Source organism: Sorangiineae bacterium MSr11367 (assembly GCA_037157805.1).
Classification (GTDB): domain Bacteria; phylum Myxococcota_A; class Polyangia; order Polyangiales; family Polyangiaceae; genus Pendulispora; species Pendulispora rubella.
The window spans coordinates 6,850,662-6,866,078 of sequence record CP089983.1 but is presented as its reverse complement, the minus strand read 5'-3'; the positions used below and the strand labels follow the sequence as shown (position 1 = coordinate 6,866,078).

General features: G+C 62.2%; 15 protein-coding genes. 3 read left to right on the top strand and 12 right to left on the bottom strand.

Annotated elements, in window-relative coordinates; all coding sequences use genetic code 11:
• The first annotated feature begins 10 nt into the window (after window positions 1–10).
• On the top strand, window positions 11–766 hold the full coding sequence (locus LVJ94_26350; protein ID WXB00432.1) for a hypothetical protein: 756 nt from the start codon (window positions 11–13) through the stop codon (window positions 764–766).
• 87 nt (window positions 767–853) lie between these two features.
• Here the strand turns inward: LVJ94_26350 and LVJ94_26345 are convergent, their stop codons facing one another.
• Window positions 854–1,873 (bottom strand): acetylserotonin O-methyltransferase, encoded by a 1,020-nt coding sequence (locus LVJ94_26345; protein WXB00431.1) that lies wholly within the window; start codon window positions 1,871–1,873, stop codon window positions 854–856.
• Between the two features lie 763 nt (window positions 1,874–2,636).
• On the opposite strand from LVJ94_26345, the gene LVJ94_26340 reads away from it, so the two are divergent.
• Window positions 2,637–3,272 (top strand): DUF4360 domain-containing protein, encoded by a 636-nt coding sequence (locus LVJ94_26340; protein ID WXB00430.1) that lies wholly within the window; start codon window positions 2,637–2,639, stop codon window positions 3,270–3,272.
• A gap of 83 nt (window positions 3,273–3,355) precedes the next feature.
• On the opposite strand, the gene LVJ94_26335 is transcribed toward LVJ94_26340, so the two are convergent.
• The 10 genes from LVJ94_26335 to LVJ94_26290 all read right to left on the bottom strand — a co-directional run bounded on the left by LVJ94_26335 (window position 3,356) and on the right by LVJ94_26290 (window position 13,432).
• Entirely contained in the window at window positions 3,356–4,222 is an 867-nt protein-coding gene (locus tag LVJ94_26335) for a hypothetical protein (GenBank protein WXB00429.1), read from the bottom strand.
• Window positions 4,223–4,232: 10 nt separating this feature from the next.
• On the bottom strand, window positions 4,233–4,706 hold the full coding sequence (locus LVJ94_26330; protein WXB00428.1) for a hypothetical protein: 474 nt from the start codon (window positions 4,704–4,706) through the stop codon (window positions 4,233–4,235).
• Window positions 4,707–4,975: 269 nt separating this feature from the next.
• Window positions 4,976–5,995 carry an acetylserotonin O-methyltransferase gene (locus LVJ94_26325; protein WXB00427.1) on the bottom strand — a complete coding sequence of 340 codons (1,020 nt, stop codon included), beginning with the start codon at window positions 5,993–5,995 and terminating at the stop codon, window positions 4,976–4,978.
• A 98-nt stretch (window positions 5,996–6,093) separates the two neighbouring features.
• Complete coding sequence (locus LVJ94_26320) at window positions 6,094–6,372, bottom strand: acyl carrier protein (GenBank protein ID WXB00426.1); 279 nt, start codon at window positions 6,370–6,372, stop codon at window positions 6,094–6,096.
• A gap of 685 nt (window positions 6,373–7,057) precedes the next feature.
• Entirely contained in the window at window positions 7,058–8,059 is a 1,002-nt protein-coding gene (locus LVJ94_26315) for a formylglycine-generating enzyme family protein (protein ID WXB00425.1), read from the bottom strand.
• A gap of 305 nt (window positions 8,060–8,364) precedes the next feature.
• Entirely contained in the window at window positions 8,365–9,111 is a 747-nt protein-coding gene (locus LVJ94_26310) for an E3 ubiquitin ligase family protein (GenBank protein ID WXB00424.1), read from the bottom strand.
• 145 nt (window positions 9,112–9,256) lie between these two features.
• Window positions 9,257–10,204, bottom strand: a complete 948-nt coding sequence (locus tag LVJ94_26305; GenBank protein ID WXB00423.1) for an alpha/beta hydrolase — start codon at window positions 10,202–10,204, stop codon at window positions 9,257–9,259.
• Window positions 10,205–10,269: 65 nt separating this feature from the next.
• Window positions 10,270–11,031: an SDR family oxidoreductase gene (locus LVJ94_26300; protein WXB00422.1), complete on the bottom strand. Its 762-nt coding sequence runs from the start codon at window positions 11,029–11,031 to the stop codon at window positions 10,270–10,272.
• Entirely contained in the window at window positions 11,028–12,056 is a 1,029-nt protein-coding gene (locus LVJ94_26295) for a hypothetical protein (protein WXB00421.1), read from the bottom strand. The genes LVJ94_26300 and LVJ94_26295 overlap by 4 nt, the downstream gene beginning before the upstream one ends.
• Window positions 12,053–13,432 carry a cytochrome P450 gene (locus LVJ94_26290; GenBank protein ID WXB00420.1) on the bottom strand — a complete coding sequence of 460 codons (1,380 nt, stop codon included), beginning with the start codon at window positions 13,430–13,432 and terminating at the stop codon, window positions 12,053–12,055. The genes LVJ94_26295 and LVJ94_26290 overlap by 4 nt, the downstream gene beginning before the upstream one ends.
• A 372-nt stretch (window positions 13,433–13,804) precedes the next feature.
• Between LVJ94_26290 and LVJ94_26285 the strand changes: the two genes are divergently transcribed.
• A complete protein-coding gene (locus LVJ94_26285; protein WXB00419.1) occupies window positions 13,805–14,452 on the top strand; it encodes a DUF4259 domain-containing protein in 648 nt (215 codons plus the stop codon).
• Here LVJ94_26285 and LVJ94_26280 read toward each other — a convergent pair.
• Window positions 14,381–15,370 carry an alpha/beta hydrolase gene (locus LVJ94_26280; protein ID WXB00418.1) on the bottom strand — a complete coding sequence of 330 codons (990 nt, stop codon included), beginning with the start codon at window positions 15,368–15,370 and terminating at the stop codon, window positions 14,381–14,383. The two genes, LVJ94_26285 and LVJ94_26280, sit on opposite strands and share 72 nt — an antisense overlap.
• Between the last annotated feature and the right edge of the window lie 47 nt (window positions 15,371–15,417).

Below are 15,417 nucleotides of genomic sequence, written 5' to 3'. Positions count from 1 at the left end.
TTTTTAGATCATGAGCGAAGAATTTCCCTCGGGGGCGCCGGCGTCGATGGCGTCCGGCGTCCCAAGATGGCGCCGTACGCCCGAGCCCACGGCACGGGGGCTGCAATTCTACGGGTCTACAATGCCATTCTGTAAATCATTCTTCACGGCCGGCGTCTTCGTTTTCACCACACTGTCGATGGGCTGCCGCAGTCAAGCGATCGACGAGCAGGCCAACTTGGAGCGCACGGTCGCCCGCGAACGCGCCACGGGCGATACCGTTTTCAGCACCTGCGGCGACGAGAAAAAGTTCGGTCCGAATTGCGGCCTGGTATCGAGAAAGCTCGCAGACCCCGACTTCCGCACGAAGTTCCGCGACAAGTATTGCGGCGAGGTCCCCGAAGAGCAGTGCCAAACCCTCTTCCAGCGGATGTTCGACGCCGAACTCGCCAAGCGCTACTTCGCGGCCGACGTGCGTGCCGTCGTCATCACGTGCGATCTGCACCCCACCGAATGCGACGACCCTGCGACCTACGAGCGGTATCTGCTTCAGTCGCACAACCAACACGTCCACGAACGCCTTGCCAGGGAGGAGACCGCCATCGAGGATGCGCGCGAGCGCGCACAGGCCCAGTACCAGCACAAAACGTGGGAGGGCGTGCACGCGATGGCCCGCGCGGTGGGCCAGCTCGTCGAGGAGGATCGTTTCCGGCGCGAAGGCGGCGTGAAATGCCGCTCGTACCCGGATGTCTTCACGGGTGCCACGACCTATTGCGAGCGCCGATAGTCCCATGGGCGTCAAGCCCGGCCGAGCAACACCCGCTCCCGGCTTCCGGTACCCACCGAGGGTACGGAAGCGGGACGGATGGAAGCCTCATCTCCGGCGCGATTCGAGGATGCTCTTGTTCGATTGGGTCGGGATGACACGCACTAGATCGAAACCGGCCGCGTTCAAGATCGTCGCGAACTCTTTCTCCGTGCGTTCGCGGCCGCCGGTCGTCATGACCAACATGAAGAGATCGAGGACTTTGCCATCATCTGGCGCATTGCCCGGTTGAACGATGGCGTCGAACACGAGAAGCTTTTGACCAGGCTTCGCCGCCTTGTGCACGGTCTTCAAGATGCGCACGGCATCCTCGTCGCTCCAATCATGAATGACGCTCTTCAACACGTAAGCATCCGCCTCCGGCACCGACTCGAAGAAACTCCCGCCCACGACCTGACAACGGTCTTTGACGGGCGCCCAATCATGCCCCTGACCGACGGAGGCAACGACCTGCGGCTGATCGAAAAGAATGCCTCGGAGATGGGGATATTTCGCCAAAATGGTACCGAGCAGAATGCCTCGACCGCCTCCGACGTCGCATATCGTGCCGATGCCTTCGAAATCGTACGCATTGGCCATCGCGTTGGCGTACATGCTCGAAATGGACGTCATGCCCGCATCGAAGACCGCGCCGGCCTCTGGATGCTTCCAGAGGTATTGCCAAATATTCTCGCCGTAATGGAGGTCGAACGACGGTTTTCCGGTTTGGACGGTGCCTGGCAGCTTCGTCCAAGCCTGAGACATGATGTCGTCATTGATGAAGAGAACGTTGTTTCGCATCGAGTTCGCACCGTCAGCGCGAAGCAATTCGGATAACGGAGTGTTCACGAACCGGCCATCGTCGAGCTGGGCGAAAAAGCCGGAGCCAGCGAGTGCGCGCAGCAAACGGGCCACGGTGGGAGCATGGGTGTTGCTGCTCTCGGCAAGTTCGGTCGATGTTTTTGGCTCCGAAGCGAGAAGGTCGGCAAAACCGAATTTCGTTGCCGTGTACAATGCGTGAGCGATTCGCGCTTCCAGGAGAGTGTCGAGCAGCCGCTTGGTCAGCGTTGCCTGGTCTGCAGATGTCATGCGAGTGTCCCTTCCGATGAATGCGGATTCCTGCGATTGCTGGAGAGGTTTTATGCAGCACGCGCTGGTGGTCCGTCCGACCTCCTATGGGAGATCCTTGTAAACTTATACGTATTTCCCATGACGGATATTTTGCTCGCGACGCGAAGTTGCATTGCAAATGGGATAAAGACGGAAATGCTCAATCCAAGATGGCGGAGCCCGGACTCCGTTCGCGATCCTTGGTCAGTAGCCGCGCATGCGCAAGAGCGCGTCTTCGTGGCGCAGTCCGACCAGCCGGGCCAAGCGTGGACCGGTTTCGTGGGCCATTCGGCGCATCGCAAGGCCTTCACTTCATCGTGTGCGCAAGTGAAGTTGCGTATCGATCGATACGGTTGAACTTCGAGCCGAGAGGTATACGCATTACGATCGTCATCGATAAAACGAACCTGCCATTGAAGCGCGAGCAATCATCGAATGGCAACCAGTGTTCATTCGCATTGAGGTAGGAAATCGTTTCAATTGCGAATATGGCAACCATACGTCGCCTCGGTGCACAGTAACCACTGTATCGACGCAGCGCGTTTCGATTCGAAATTGGATTTACAAACATGCAATGCACGAATATGGGTATGCGCGCTGAGTATCGTCATCGCAGTTCGTTGGTGTAATTTTTCCTCATTTCGGCAATTGCAGCAAATTCCAAATCGAGCACGCCGATTTTGGCACATGCCGATCGGCATCGATTTCCACCTAGCTCTCGCTGGTATCGGAGGAAATTCTCATGTTGAATCAAATTTTAGCGGTGGGCCTTCCTCTATTGGCAGCACTACCGCTGGCGAGCGATGTCGCCAACACGACGCCTCCCCCGCCCGATCGAATCACCATCGATGTCGTGACGGTGAACGGTTCTGGATGTCCTCAGGGCACCGCGGCCGTCGCCGTTTCACCCGACAACACGGCGTTCACCGTGACCTACAGCCAATTCCTCGCGCAGGCGGGTGGTGGCGTTCCGCCAACCGACATGCGGAAAAACTGCCAATTGAACCTAGACGTGCACGTGCCGCAAGGATTCACCTATGCGATCGCGCAAGCGGACTATCGCGGCTACGCACACTTGGAGGCCGGCGCTTCCGCGGTTCAACGCGCAAACTACTACTTCCAGGGTATGTCTCAAACGGCGTACCGGAACCACAATTTCAACGGTCGGCTGGATGACAACTGGCAGACCACGGATACCACCGAGGTCTCGGCATTGGTCTACAAGCCCTGCGGCGAGCAGCGTAATTTCAATATCAATGCCGAGTTGCGCGTGAACGCGGGAACAGGTGCGACCGCCACCAGCTTCATGGCCATGGACTCCACGGATGGGGCCATCAGCACCAAGTACCACTTCGCTTGGAAGGTTTGCCCTCCGTAGGATTCGACGCCGCGTTGCCGCTCCGATTCGCTCGTGGCCCACCCCGAGCGGCTTCGGGGCGGTGCGTTCGACGAGCCGCGGAATCAGCGGGTCGGTCCAGGCCGGCCTAGAATGGCTGCCGCGTTGCCGAGGACGACGGCTTTGGAGCGCTCGAAGGCCGCCAACTGCGGGCGATTCTTGTCGACGAGTTCTTGGTGGTAGGTCGCGTCCACCGCAGCAGCCGTGTCGGACAGACCGACCTTCTTGTTGCACTGCGCATCGGCCGTGGCCACCGATTTCTCCCGCTCCGACGCCGGTGCGTTCGGCCCCTCGGAGCGCCAAGCCGGATCGGCGCCCGCCTTGATGGGATTGGGGTAGGTGAACCCACCGGCCAGTTTCATGCACTTACGCCACGCGGTGACCTTCGCAACGACCCTGCTGTCGGCCCATGTTTTGGACTCTGCCTCGTAGGAGAGCACGGAAGGGTAGTTCGGGTCGAAGTTGGGCATGACGCCCTCGTAGAGCTTGCGACGGGCCTCGGCTGGGCAGCTCTCGGGAATCGGCGATATTTTCGTGTCATTCGGGGACTCATTCGTCCGTCGTTGCCGCTCGATTTCGACCCATTCCTCCGGCGTTGGGTCGTAGCCGTACTGCCGGGCCCGCGGCTCGTCGGTCGAACCCCATTGGGCATCGTGGCGAACGGGCTTGGTGTCGGCCTTCCCAAGGTCCGCGTGGAAGCTCCAAGCGACCCCGAATTTCCGGGCACACCCCTCCGTCAGTGCGTTCTCCGCCTGGGTGATGAACTGGAACTCCGCAGGGGAAATAACGTACGGGTCCAGCGGCAACGATAGGGTGGCCGTGTCGATACCCGTCACGACCATCGCGGGCGGTTCGAGGGTATCTCCCCGCTTTGCGCTACACCCGCTGATCACGATGAGTGCAGCGAGATGCCATGACATGCGTATCGACACGGCGGCTCACTCAGTTAGGAAAGTGGGCCCGATTGTTGTTGCAGATGTTCGGCCCAGCTTGTGCGCAGTTCTTGGTCTCGTTCGGCGCGAGGTACATGTTCGGGCCGGACGGCCGCTCGCCGTTCCTCGAGGGATTGTAAAACACAGTCACGCTGTGGTCCCAAAAGGCATTGGTGAAGGAGCCGCCGTTGTTTCCGACGACTTGCCCGGCGCCCGATCCATTGTTCGGATAACGGTACGCCGAGTGGTCCCAGACCGTAAGCCCAAGAGACGCGTGCGCACCATCCACATTCTGTCCCCAGTAGACGCAGACATTCTGGGCGCTGCAGGGGCCGGCCAACGCGACGTTCTGGGCTTCGTCGTTCTCGACGAGGGCGTTGCTGGTCGACGCCACGTCGTCATCCGTCGGTTCGGCAGCGCAGCCTGCCACTGCCGCGAAAAGCGATACCGCTCCAAAGAGTGCCGCAAGCTTCGTCAAGTTCATTGGAATAAACCTCCGGAGCGGCCGCCAGTGCACGTCGTAGGCCAGTGGCATGATGGACATTCGACGTCATGCGAGGCGGCCCACGCGGTCACGCACGATATGGATGGTTTCTCGATGAAACTCGAGAATGTTTGCGCATACAAATGTGTGTGCGTGCTCGTTCGACGGAGATGACGGCCGTGTGGGGGTGTCCACCATTCCTTTACTTCGACCGGTCGAGGGAAAGGGATGGCCGAATGGATCCATTGTGCCCAACGGGACGGATGGACTTACCGCCGGCGCGATTCGAGGATGCTCTTGTTCGATTGGGTCGGGATGACCCGCACCAGATCGAAGCCGGCGGCGTTCAAGATGGTCGCGAACTCCTTCTCCGTGCGTTCGCGGCCGCCACTCGTCATGACCATCATGAAGAGATCGAGGATTTTGCCATCGTCGGGCTCGTTCCCCGGTTGAACGATGGCCTCGAACAAGAGAAGCGTTTGCCCGGGCTTCGCCGCCTTGTGCACGGTCTTCAGAATGCGCACGGCATCTTCGTCGCTCCAATCATGAATGACGCTCTTCAACACGTAAGCGTCGGCCTCGGGCACCGACTCGAAAAAGTTTCCACCCACGACCTGACAACGCTCTTTGACGGGGGCCCAATCATGCCCCTCGCCGACGGAGGCTACTACCTGCGGCTGATCGAACAGAATGCCTCGCAGGCGCGGATATTTCGTCAGAATGGTCCCGAGCAAAATTCCTCGACCGCCACCGACGTCGCATACCGTGCCGATGCCTTCGAAATCGTACGCATTGGCCACCGCGTTGGCGTACATGGTCGAAAGAGACGTCATTCCTGCATCGAAGACCGCGCCGACCTCGGGGTGCTTCCAAAGGTATTGCCAGAGCTCCTCGCCGTAGTACAGGTCGAACGACGGTTTTCCGGTGCCAATGGTGTCGCCCAGCTTCGTCCAGGCCGAAGACATGATGTCGTGGTGGAGAAAGAGGACGTTGTTCCGCATCGAGTTGGGGGTGTCCGTGCGGAGCAACTCGGATAACGGTGTGTTCGCAAATCGGCCGTCGTCGAGCTCGACGAATAGACCCGAACCCGCGAGCGCCCGCAGCAAACGGAGCACGGAGGAAGCATGGGCGTTGCTCAGTCGAGCAAGCTCGGTCGAGGTTTTTGGCTCCGAGGCCAGATGGTCGGCAAAACCGAATTTCGTGGCCACGTACAATGCGTGAGCGACGGGGGCTCCCATGAGCGTGTCGAGCAGCCTTTTGGTCAGTGTTGCCTGGTCTGCAGATGACATACGAGCGTTCCTTCCCATGAATGCGGTGTCGTGAGATTGCTAGAGAACTCGTGTGGGGTCGCCGATGACCCCTCGAGGAGGTGACTTCGAATGCGCGATCAGGGTGCACCCGCATGTGCATGGGTGGTGCCACGGTGCTGGTTCACCAAGTGAAGCAAGCTGCGGGGCGTGCGGACCTGGGCGAGCGCGCCATCTTCGAGGGAGACGCGGCATTCGAGCTCGATCTGTCGGCCCGTCTCGAGCAGCGCCACCGATTCGTAACCCAGGTCCGCAAAGTCCGTGTCGAGGATGTTGCCGTTCAGATCGACGCCCTCCGCCGCTCCAGCGCTGGCGAGAAGAACTCGTTTGAGATCCTCGAGGGTGAATTCTTTCGTCATCGTCTGCTCCTTGTATTCTGCAAAAGGTTTTCGGGACTCGTGATCGCTACGGGTGACTCGACGGTTCCGCTGCGGCGGCGAGCTCCAACGTGGCGATGGCTATTCGTTCGGCGGGACCTCTCCGATGGCCCATTCGACGACGCCGTAGACGTTCGTAGGCTTCTACGTATTTCCCATGACGTCTATTCGAAGGAAGAGACGAAATCCGGACTTGGACCTCGTCGAAAAATGGCGCCCGACGATATCGTCACAGTGCGCGAGCGGAGGCTAACGTTGACCAATAGGTATCTCGTGTCAATCGTCGAGACTTTGCTCGAGACGCGATGGAGAGATCGTCTGTCGTGCAACGAGCCGCATTTTGCGGATATACCGAATACGAGAGATCGAATCGCGAACGAACCGTCTCTCGACCCGGCTCGTGTGATTAACGCACATCCCCATTTACGCGTTCGACGAATCGCGCCATCGACGACGGCGTTGTTTCGGAAACGTCGTTTCGAGGCGATGTCCTCGTCGCATCGGTCCTCGTCGCATCGGCAGCCAGCGCGGGCTCTGCGACCTTATTTCATGGCTTACCGAATTGTAATGAATGCCAAAATGGCACTATCCCGCCGTCCGAATGTACCACGGCCGGTACATCGTACCGTATTGCCCTGGTACACGTCGGATGGACGGGGCGGGCGTATCAGAGATTCTTGTCGGAGTTTCCGCTGGCCGTCGTCTCCGAGGAGGAGGACGGCTGCGCGCAGCAGCGGAAGCTTTGTTGATAGTCGATGAAGTCCTCGTTGTGGGCGCGCGTGGCGGGGCGGCAGCGGGCGCGCACGGGGCCCCAATAGCCACCTTTCAGGATCGAGGAATAGCCCGTCGGATTGACCGAGCGCGTCCATTCGTCGACGTTTCCTGTCATGTCGTAGGCGCCAAAAGGACTTCGACACTTGGGACGCGAACCGGAGGGCTCGCCTTGCCACAGGCGATCGAGCTCGGCGCGCGCCTTCTCTCCGTCGCGCGGCTGGAGGCCATTTTCGGTGAAGGCCCGCCATGGGCGATCCATGACGCACGCCGAGTCATCCCGCGTGTAACCGTACGGGTAGGGGCGTGCCTCCTCGCCCTCGCAGGCGAACGTCCATTCGTTCTCGGTGCAGAGGCGCTTTTGCTCTTTCTTGCAGAGCGCCGCGGCTTCATGGAACGTCACCACGATGATTGGATTTTGCCCGAGCACGTTGGGGTACTCGAACCGATCGATGCAGAAATCGAGGTCCGTGGTCGGCAAGGTGGCGATGCTCTCGGCGATCTTCGCCGCATCGAACGCTCGGCACCGCGCCGGAAAATCGCGATTGATCCAATCCGTGCAGGCCGCATCTTGGATGCGCTCGATCGCGCCGGTCGCGCGTCCGTCGGCGGTATCGCTGTGAAATGCCCCTTTCGCTCGGACCATCCCGAGGGGGCACCCTTCACCGTTCGGCTCCAACGAGACAAGCGTCATCGCCTGCTCCGAGGGGCTTAGCGAGCTCGCCTGCCAGTGTCGGCGGTCGATGCTCTGCCATGCGAAGCGCGGCGCTTCGACCCGGCGGATTTCGCCCAGCAAGTCCTCCCCGGACACGCGGTGCGCGTGCACCCAACGTGTCACCCCCCATGCTGCGACCACCAAACCAAGGGGCACGACGAAAAAAACGAGCCGGCGCTTCATTTCAGAGACTTTTACACTATCACGTATTCCGCATTGGGCTCGCCCGAACACGAGCATGAGGTCCGCGCAGGTATGCACTCCACCTTCAGTGAAGGTGCAGCCGTCGCCTCAGTACACGATGCTCGAGGCCCGAAGGCGTTTCGCCAACAATCGGTGCACCGCGCAGGCGCATGATCGGAGTGGCGGCATCCGCGAGAATGCGCAACGGGCGTACGTCAGCGGACCCAGCTTGGCGCGATACGAGAAAAGCTTGCCCGGCCGAACGATCAGTCCGCGTGCGGTCGCTCGTTATCGCGGTCCCTCGATCATAATGGGGTATGCGCGATCCGCATCAGCAGGCCGGCCTGAAATGCGCCTGCCAGGGCCACCGCCGCGCCCACCGCGACCGCCGCAATTCCCCCCACGAGGCAGGCCTTCGCCGTCTGCGTCGCCGACCCGAGTAGCTCGTCGCGGGATTTCGTCGCAAGGATTAGGCTGCGCCATTCGGGCGATGCGATCGATTGAGGGGCCGTCGCCCCGCACGCGTAGAGCTGCGGAACGAGCGGCAGCACCTCCTCCTTGACCTCGAATCGGGCTCCGCTAGGAAAGGAACTCGTCGAAAGACGGTAGTCGCCAAATACGAGCTCCGAACCAAAGAACCCCGGCTCCTTGATTTCGCTGTAGCGGGTCGTATCGAAATCGCCGCCTCGGGTCGCGTCGACCCACACTGGGCCGCTGCCATCATCGAGGACGAAGCGCGTGGACTGCTCGATTCCCGCCAGCGTCTGGCTCCGATCCTGGTCGCCGTCCTTCCACCGCGCTTCCGCACTGACGCTGAAATAGAGGCATGCGGTGCGCGTGATCGGCGAAGACAGCGGCTGCTGACAAATGACGTTTCCTTGCACGCTGATGGCGCCGTTCGGCCCCGCGACCTGCGCCCCGCGCTGTGCGGCGTCGCCCGTGCGTACGAAGGGGGCGCCGGCGACCCGCGCGGCCTTCATCTTTTCATATACCCCAATTCCGATCGCCCCGATTCCAAGGACGAGCACCACGGCACCGATGATGAGCAACATGAGAGTCCACCTCCCGCTAATGGCAATTGCTCGTCACGTATCACGGGCAACGGATGGACGCGAGCGAGGCAGCTCGAATCTTCGTTCCGTCGCGAGATCGAAAATTCGCGACGACGCGAATATCGCCGCGGGCAGGGGATGCCAGCTATCGCTTCGCCGTACCGCGATCGATCGCTTGTTGGAGCAGTGAATCGAACTCGCCCGCGCGCTCGAGCATCGGCCAGTGGCCGACATTCTTCATGACGATGACCTCGAACTGCGGGGCGTATTTGCGGTTCTCTTCCAACTTGGTCGGCTGGATGTCCGAGTTGACCGCGACGATCGGGGCCTTCACCTTGCGAATTTCCGTGCGAGCATCGTACGAGAATCCGCTGCGTAGGATCGGGATGACCACCTCCGGCTTCATCGTCGCGACCCCGTCGAGCACGCGGCGAACCACGGATTCTGGGGAGCTTGCCACGAAAGCCTTTTTGAGAATGCCCTGGGCGTTGGGGACGAAGTCCTTTTGCAGCGGCGCGAAGAAGGCGTCCGTCTCTTCACGCGATGCTGGCCCGCCGATTTCTTTCAAGGTATCGATTGGGATGAGGCAAGCCGTGCGGTCCGGCAATCGATTGGCCGCCTCGATGATGATTTCCCCCGACATCGAGTGCCCGATCCACACGATGCGCTTCAGCCCCAGCTTGTCCGCAATCGCGTGCGCGTCGGCGGCGGCGGTCTGGTATGTCGATGCCTTTCGCTCTTTGCCCGATTCGCCGTGGCCCGCAATGTCCATGGCCACCACCCGGTAGCGCGGCGCGAATTGGGTGAGCTGCTCGTCCCACCAATGCGCGTCCCCAAGCCAGCCGTGAAGGAAGAACAGCGCAATCTCTCCGCGGCCGCCCTCTCGGTAGTGAATGTTGACGCCATCGGCGGCGGTCAAAACCCCGTCACGGATGGCCGCGCTCTCGGCCCCTCCCGCCGGTGCGCCCGCCGTGGCCGCGGCGTTGGTCGACGGTGGGGCTGCAGGCTCGGGCGCATGCGCGCACGCGGCGAAGTTCAGAGCGATACCGAGAAACCACGCATGTCGCGGCACGAGGAGCATGGTGCGCATCATCGCCCCAGCGACTCCAGCGGGCAAGGGCCCACTTGGGGCAGATCCCTGCGCGATCCATCGGCTTCTTAGCGTGCGACCAGACCGCCGTCGACGGCCATTGCCTGACCGGTGACGAACGACGCGCGGTCGGACAGCAGCCAGGCAACGGCTTCGGAGATCTCATCGGGGTGTGCGGAGCGGTTGATCGGTTGCATGGCCGCAATCTGTTGTTCGGTCACGACACCGGTCGCGATCACTTGTTCGTACATCCCGGTGCGCACGGTGCCAGGGCAGACGGCATTGACGCGGATCCCTCGCGCCGCGTATTCGAGCGCCGCTTCCCGGGTGAGGCCGAGGACTCCGTGCTTGGCCGCGACATAGGCGGACAGCCCGAGGCCCAATCCCACCATACCTGCGATCGACGAGTTGTTCACGATGGTCCCGCCCGATGGAAGCATCCGGCGGATCTCCGCGCGCATGCAGAGCCAGACGCCTGTGAGATTGACCGCGATGACCTTGTCCCAGTTCGCGCGCGTGGACTCGGCGACGCCCTCGAAGGCGCCGTCGATGCCCGCGTTGTTGAAGGCCCCGTCGAGCCGCCCGTAAACTCGGATCGCGGCCTCCACCATGGCCTCGACGTCGTCCTCGTTGGATACGTCGGCGACGACGGCGGTCGCGTTCCCGCCTTGGCGGACGACGATCTCCGCCGTCTCTTTGCACGTATTCCCGTTGATATCGGCGAGCAGAAGATCCGCGCCATGGCGCGCCAGCACCACTGCGGCACTGCGGCCGATGCCGGAGCCGGCGCCCGTGATCACCACCACCTTGCCATCGAGCAATCGGGTCATTCCAGTAAGTCCTCCGCATACGACGCCATCGTGCTCTGCAGAGCGTGGGCATCGCCGTCCGTGAACCGGATGGTGTCCGTGCGGTCCCAGGCTTCCATGCCTGCGGCCCACGATTGCTGATCGCGAATGCACCGCAGCACGGCGGTCTGCGCCTCGAGGGGGAGCCCCAATGCGCTCATGGTTTCGGGCAGCTCGTGCGCGGCGACGAGATGATCTCGAACGCGGGCCGCGATGCGTTTGGCCACGGCATCGATGGCACTCTGGATTCCGAGGTGCTCGTAGTGGCCGAGGACGGTGACGAAGTTGATCGGGTCGTCCTTCTCCATGTGCAGCGAGTGGATGTCGTTGATCCAGCACATGATGTCGGCCGTTCCCGTGACCAAGGTCTGATAGCGCGGTGTGCGATAGAGCTCGTCCGGCACGGTGGCCTTTTCCACCATTTCAACGAGGTCGAGAGTGGGAAGCACGGTGGACGCGTCGCGCCGCACGGCGATGTAGTCCTCGATCCGCGGGGCCTTTTTGGACATTCGGTAGTGGTTCTCGGTCATGTGCCCGACGAGCCATGAGTCCAGGTTCCGGCGAAATCGCGCGACCCAATAGGCGGGACGGCCAGGGAGTGTGCGGCGCAAGAGGTCCCGCAACGACGTGACGAGGGCGTGATCGTCATGGGGCGTCCGGCGAGATTCGTCCGCGATGACGTGCCGCATCGCGGCCGCGAGCTCCTCGTAGAGCGCAATGCGGTTCGTCCTGACCGCGATGTTCTGCTGATCGTCCGTGACGAAGAAGAAGCTGTTCCAGTCGGTGACGAGGGCAAGGCCGTCGAACGGAGCGTACGGGCAGAGCGTCGACATGATGCGGCCGTAGCCCAATGCGCGGAATTTCGCGGCCACGCTCGGTGAGCGCAACAGCCCGAAGGCCCGGCACCAGCGCTCGGTCCCTTCTTGGACTTGCGCGGACTGCGGATGGGTGGCCGTCTCGAATGGAAGACGCAAGTCCGGTATCGAGTACGCGTCCACAGTGCTCACCACGCCTGCCGATGGACGGTCATGGGCAGGCGGTTGGGTCGAATGAGGGCGGTGGCGACCTCGCGAACTTTGGTCCCCGGGGCCAGCCGCAACTGCCATCGCGCGCAGAGCACGGCGGTGACCATGGTCAGTTCCGTGATGGCGAACACCTTGCCGATGCATTGGAATGCGCCCGCGGCGAATGGGATGTAAGCCCCTTTGGGGATCCGTTTGGCATTTTCCGGCAGCCATCGGTCGGGATCGAAGCGCGAGGGATCCGGAAACCAACGCGCGTCATGGTGCAGCAGGTACGGGCTGTAGATGAGTTCCGAATCCGCCGGGATGACCGATTCGCCCGCGCGAGCCGTGGTCAAGGTGCGCCGGGAAAAGAGCATGGGCGTGCGCAGCCGGAGCACCTCGGTGATGACGCGACCGAGGTACTCCAGCTTGGGTAAGTCGTCGTACTCGGGGGCCTTGCCATCGAGGACCGCGTCGATCTCGGCGTAGACGCGCGCGGCCACCTCGGGGTTCTGGCCGATTTCGTAGAGCACCCAGCCCAGCGTCGCGCCGGGGGCCTCGATGCCGGTCAGCGCCAAGGTCATCACCTGGGCGTGGACTTCCTGGTCGGAGAGGCCTTTGCCGTCGTCGTCACGAACCGAGAGCAGCGCGGAAAGAACATCGCCGCGGTCGTGACCCGCGTCGCGGTATTCGGCAATGACCTTCGCAATGGCGTCGTTCATCCTGGCCATTGCGCGCTTGAATCGAATATTGCCCAGTGTGGGCACACGTTCCCACGCCGCCGGCAGGACGATGCGTGCGAGCAGCCCGTGGGTGAGCAGGCGCATTCCATGCTTGATCGCCTGCGCGGTGTCCGGGGTAACCGTGAACTTGAACAGGCTCCGCGTGAGCGCGGTGAGCGCCAGGTCGTTCATGACCTCGTCGGCCTCCATGGCCTGGCCATCGCGCCAGGACGCGGCCGTCTCTTCGGCCGTGTCGCGCATGATCGACGCGTACTCGACGAGCCGCTCCCGCGTGAAGACCGGCTGCAGGAGATGCCTTAGACGTTTGTGCTCGTCACCCGATGCCGTCGCGATCCCTTTGCCCAGGCCGGGTTCGAGCTTCTCGAAGCAGAGTCCTCGCTTGTAATCCAAGTCGCCAGGAACCAGCACATCGCGCGTGGCCTCCGGGTTGGTGACGACATAGACGGCAAGCCGCCCGAACCGAAGCTTGACGACGTCCCCGCAGCCCGCCAGGGAGGAGAGGAACTCCAGCGGCCGACGCAGAATCGGAACGATATGGCCGAGAACCGGCCATGCCCCGGGCGCCTCGCGAATGCTGTGCGGTCTCGCGGCCGGCTGAATCTCCACTGCTGCGGCGTGTGGACACGGGTGTGACATGAAACTCCTCCTGGGCAATGGGAAACCTTCGAGAGAGAGGATTCAATGCACCGAGGGCTGCGTTTCATGAACGCCCCCTCCATTTAAATTATCGTTGGCTATTCAACGGAGTAGGGACGTATTCGTTTTTCGACAATGGCCGCCCAACATCGTCGTCCATTCGATAGCTGACATGAAAATAATGTCCGCCATCGTCGAGACCGACTGCGTGGCGAACTTCAGCTCGGAGCGGTACGCAAATGGATCTGCATCCGGGAACGGGCGAGTGGCACCTTCGGCCATGTCTCTGGAGGACGAGATCTCGCCACTTTTTCGGCCGTTTCGAACACATCGCCGCCATTTGGCCGTGAGCTATCGGGTAGGATGGCTCCGATGGGATCATGGGGCGAAAAGGCATTCGAGAATGACTCGGCATTGGACTGGTTGACGGAGTTCGAAGATCGCGGAGTGGTCGCGTTGCACTCCATCCTTTCCACCGTCGTGCAGACCAGTGAAGACGAGTACCTCGACGTCGACGACGGGGCCGCTGCGATTGCCGCAGCCGAGATCGTATCCGCCGCGCTGGGACACGGCCGCGACCGCGTGCCAAAGCGGCTACATGAATGGCTCGACGCGAACTCGGATGCGATCGTCGTCGAAGACTTGGTAACGGCGAGGCGTGCGGTCGAGCGCGTGCTTGCCGTGAATTCCGAGCTTCGCGGGCTGTGGCACGACGGTGGTTCCAACACGGCGTGGCACGCAGAGATGCGCGTGCTCCTGACGCGGCTTGGGGGAAACCCGGCTGCGGCCGCGCCGCGGACCGAGGCAACGGAGCGCACGACGGAACACTTCGAGCAGGCCGCAAAGACCCTGTTGTTCGCGTTCCTCCGCAAGCGCGGCTTCGAGCCCAACAAGCAGCAGATGAAGCGGATCCATGCGACGCGGGACGTCGAGGAGATCCATTCGTGGTTAGCGCGCCTCGCCGATGCTCCTTCGGTCGAGGCCGTTTTGGACGCTGGGGCAGCCCCCGAGAGGGAGTAGTTCGAAGGCCTGGCGCAGGGACTCGCCCGCGTGCTGCAGCGCCAACGCCGCGTCGTCGATGTCGCCTTCCATCAGGAGAAAGCCATGAATCTGTCCTTCCCACCGGCGAAGCGTGACCGCAACCCTCGCCTCGCCCAGGGCACGTGCATAGGCCTCGGCTTCGTCGCGCAGCACATCGTATTCCGCGGTCACGATGGTCGCGCTGGGCAAACCTTCTAGCGCCTCGTTCCGCGCGGGGGATATGCGGATATCGTCTGGCGAGGCGCCGTCGGGTAGGTATTGCCGCCAGTACCAGCGCATCATGGCCTCGGTCAGGAAATAGCCTTTTGCAAATGCCCGGTACGACGCCGTGTCGAATCGGCAATCGAGGGCCGGATAAAGCAATAGCTGATGGCATATCTCGGGCCCGCGCGTGCGCGACATCTGGGCGAGGACAGCTGCCAGGTTGCCGCCGGAGCTGTCTCCGGCCACCGCGATGGCCGAGGACACTCCGTTCAGCGACGCGGCGTGGGCGTGTACCCAGCACAAGGCGGCGTGGGCGTCTTCGAGGGCGCAGGGAAACGGAGCCTCCGGCGCGAGGCGGCCGTCGACCGACACCACCAAGGTGCCGCCGTGACGGGCCAATCTTCGGCATATGCCGTCGGTGGTGTCGGAGTCCCCGATGACGAAGCCCCCGCCGGGCAAATACAGCGTGATGGGGAAGGGCCCCTCGCCAAGCGGTGCATAGGTGCGCAGCCGCATCGGGCCCGCCGCGCCGGCGATGATGTGTTCCACGATGGGCCCGATCTCCGTGCGCGCAGAGGGGGCTGGCACCGCGAAGGCCGCGCGAAAGGTGGCGACGTCGAGGTCCGTGAAGTCGACCTCCGGGCCGGCCGCGAGGCGCTGGAGCATGATGGCAGTCTGGGCATGAAGTGGCATGGATTCTCCTTGCCACGGAAGATAGGACGACCGCCATCGTCGACCAT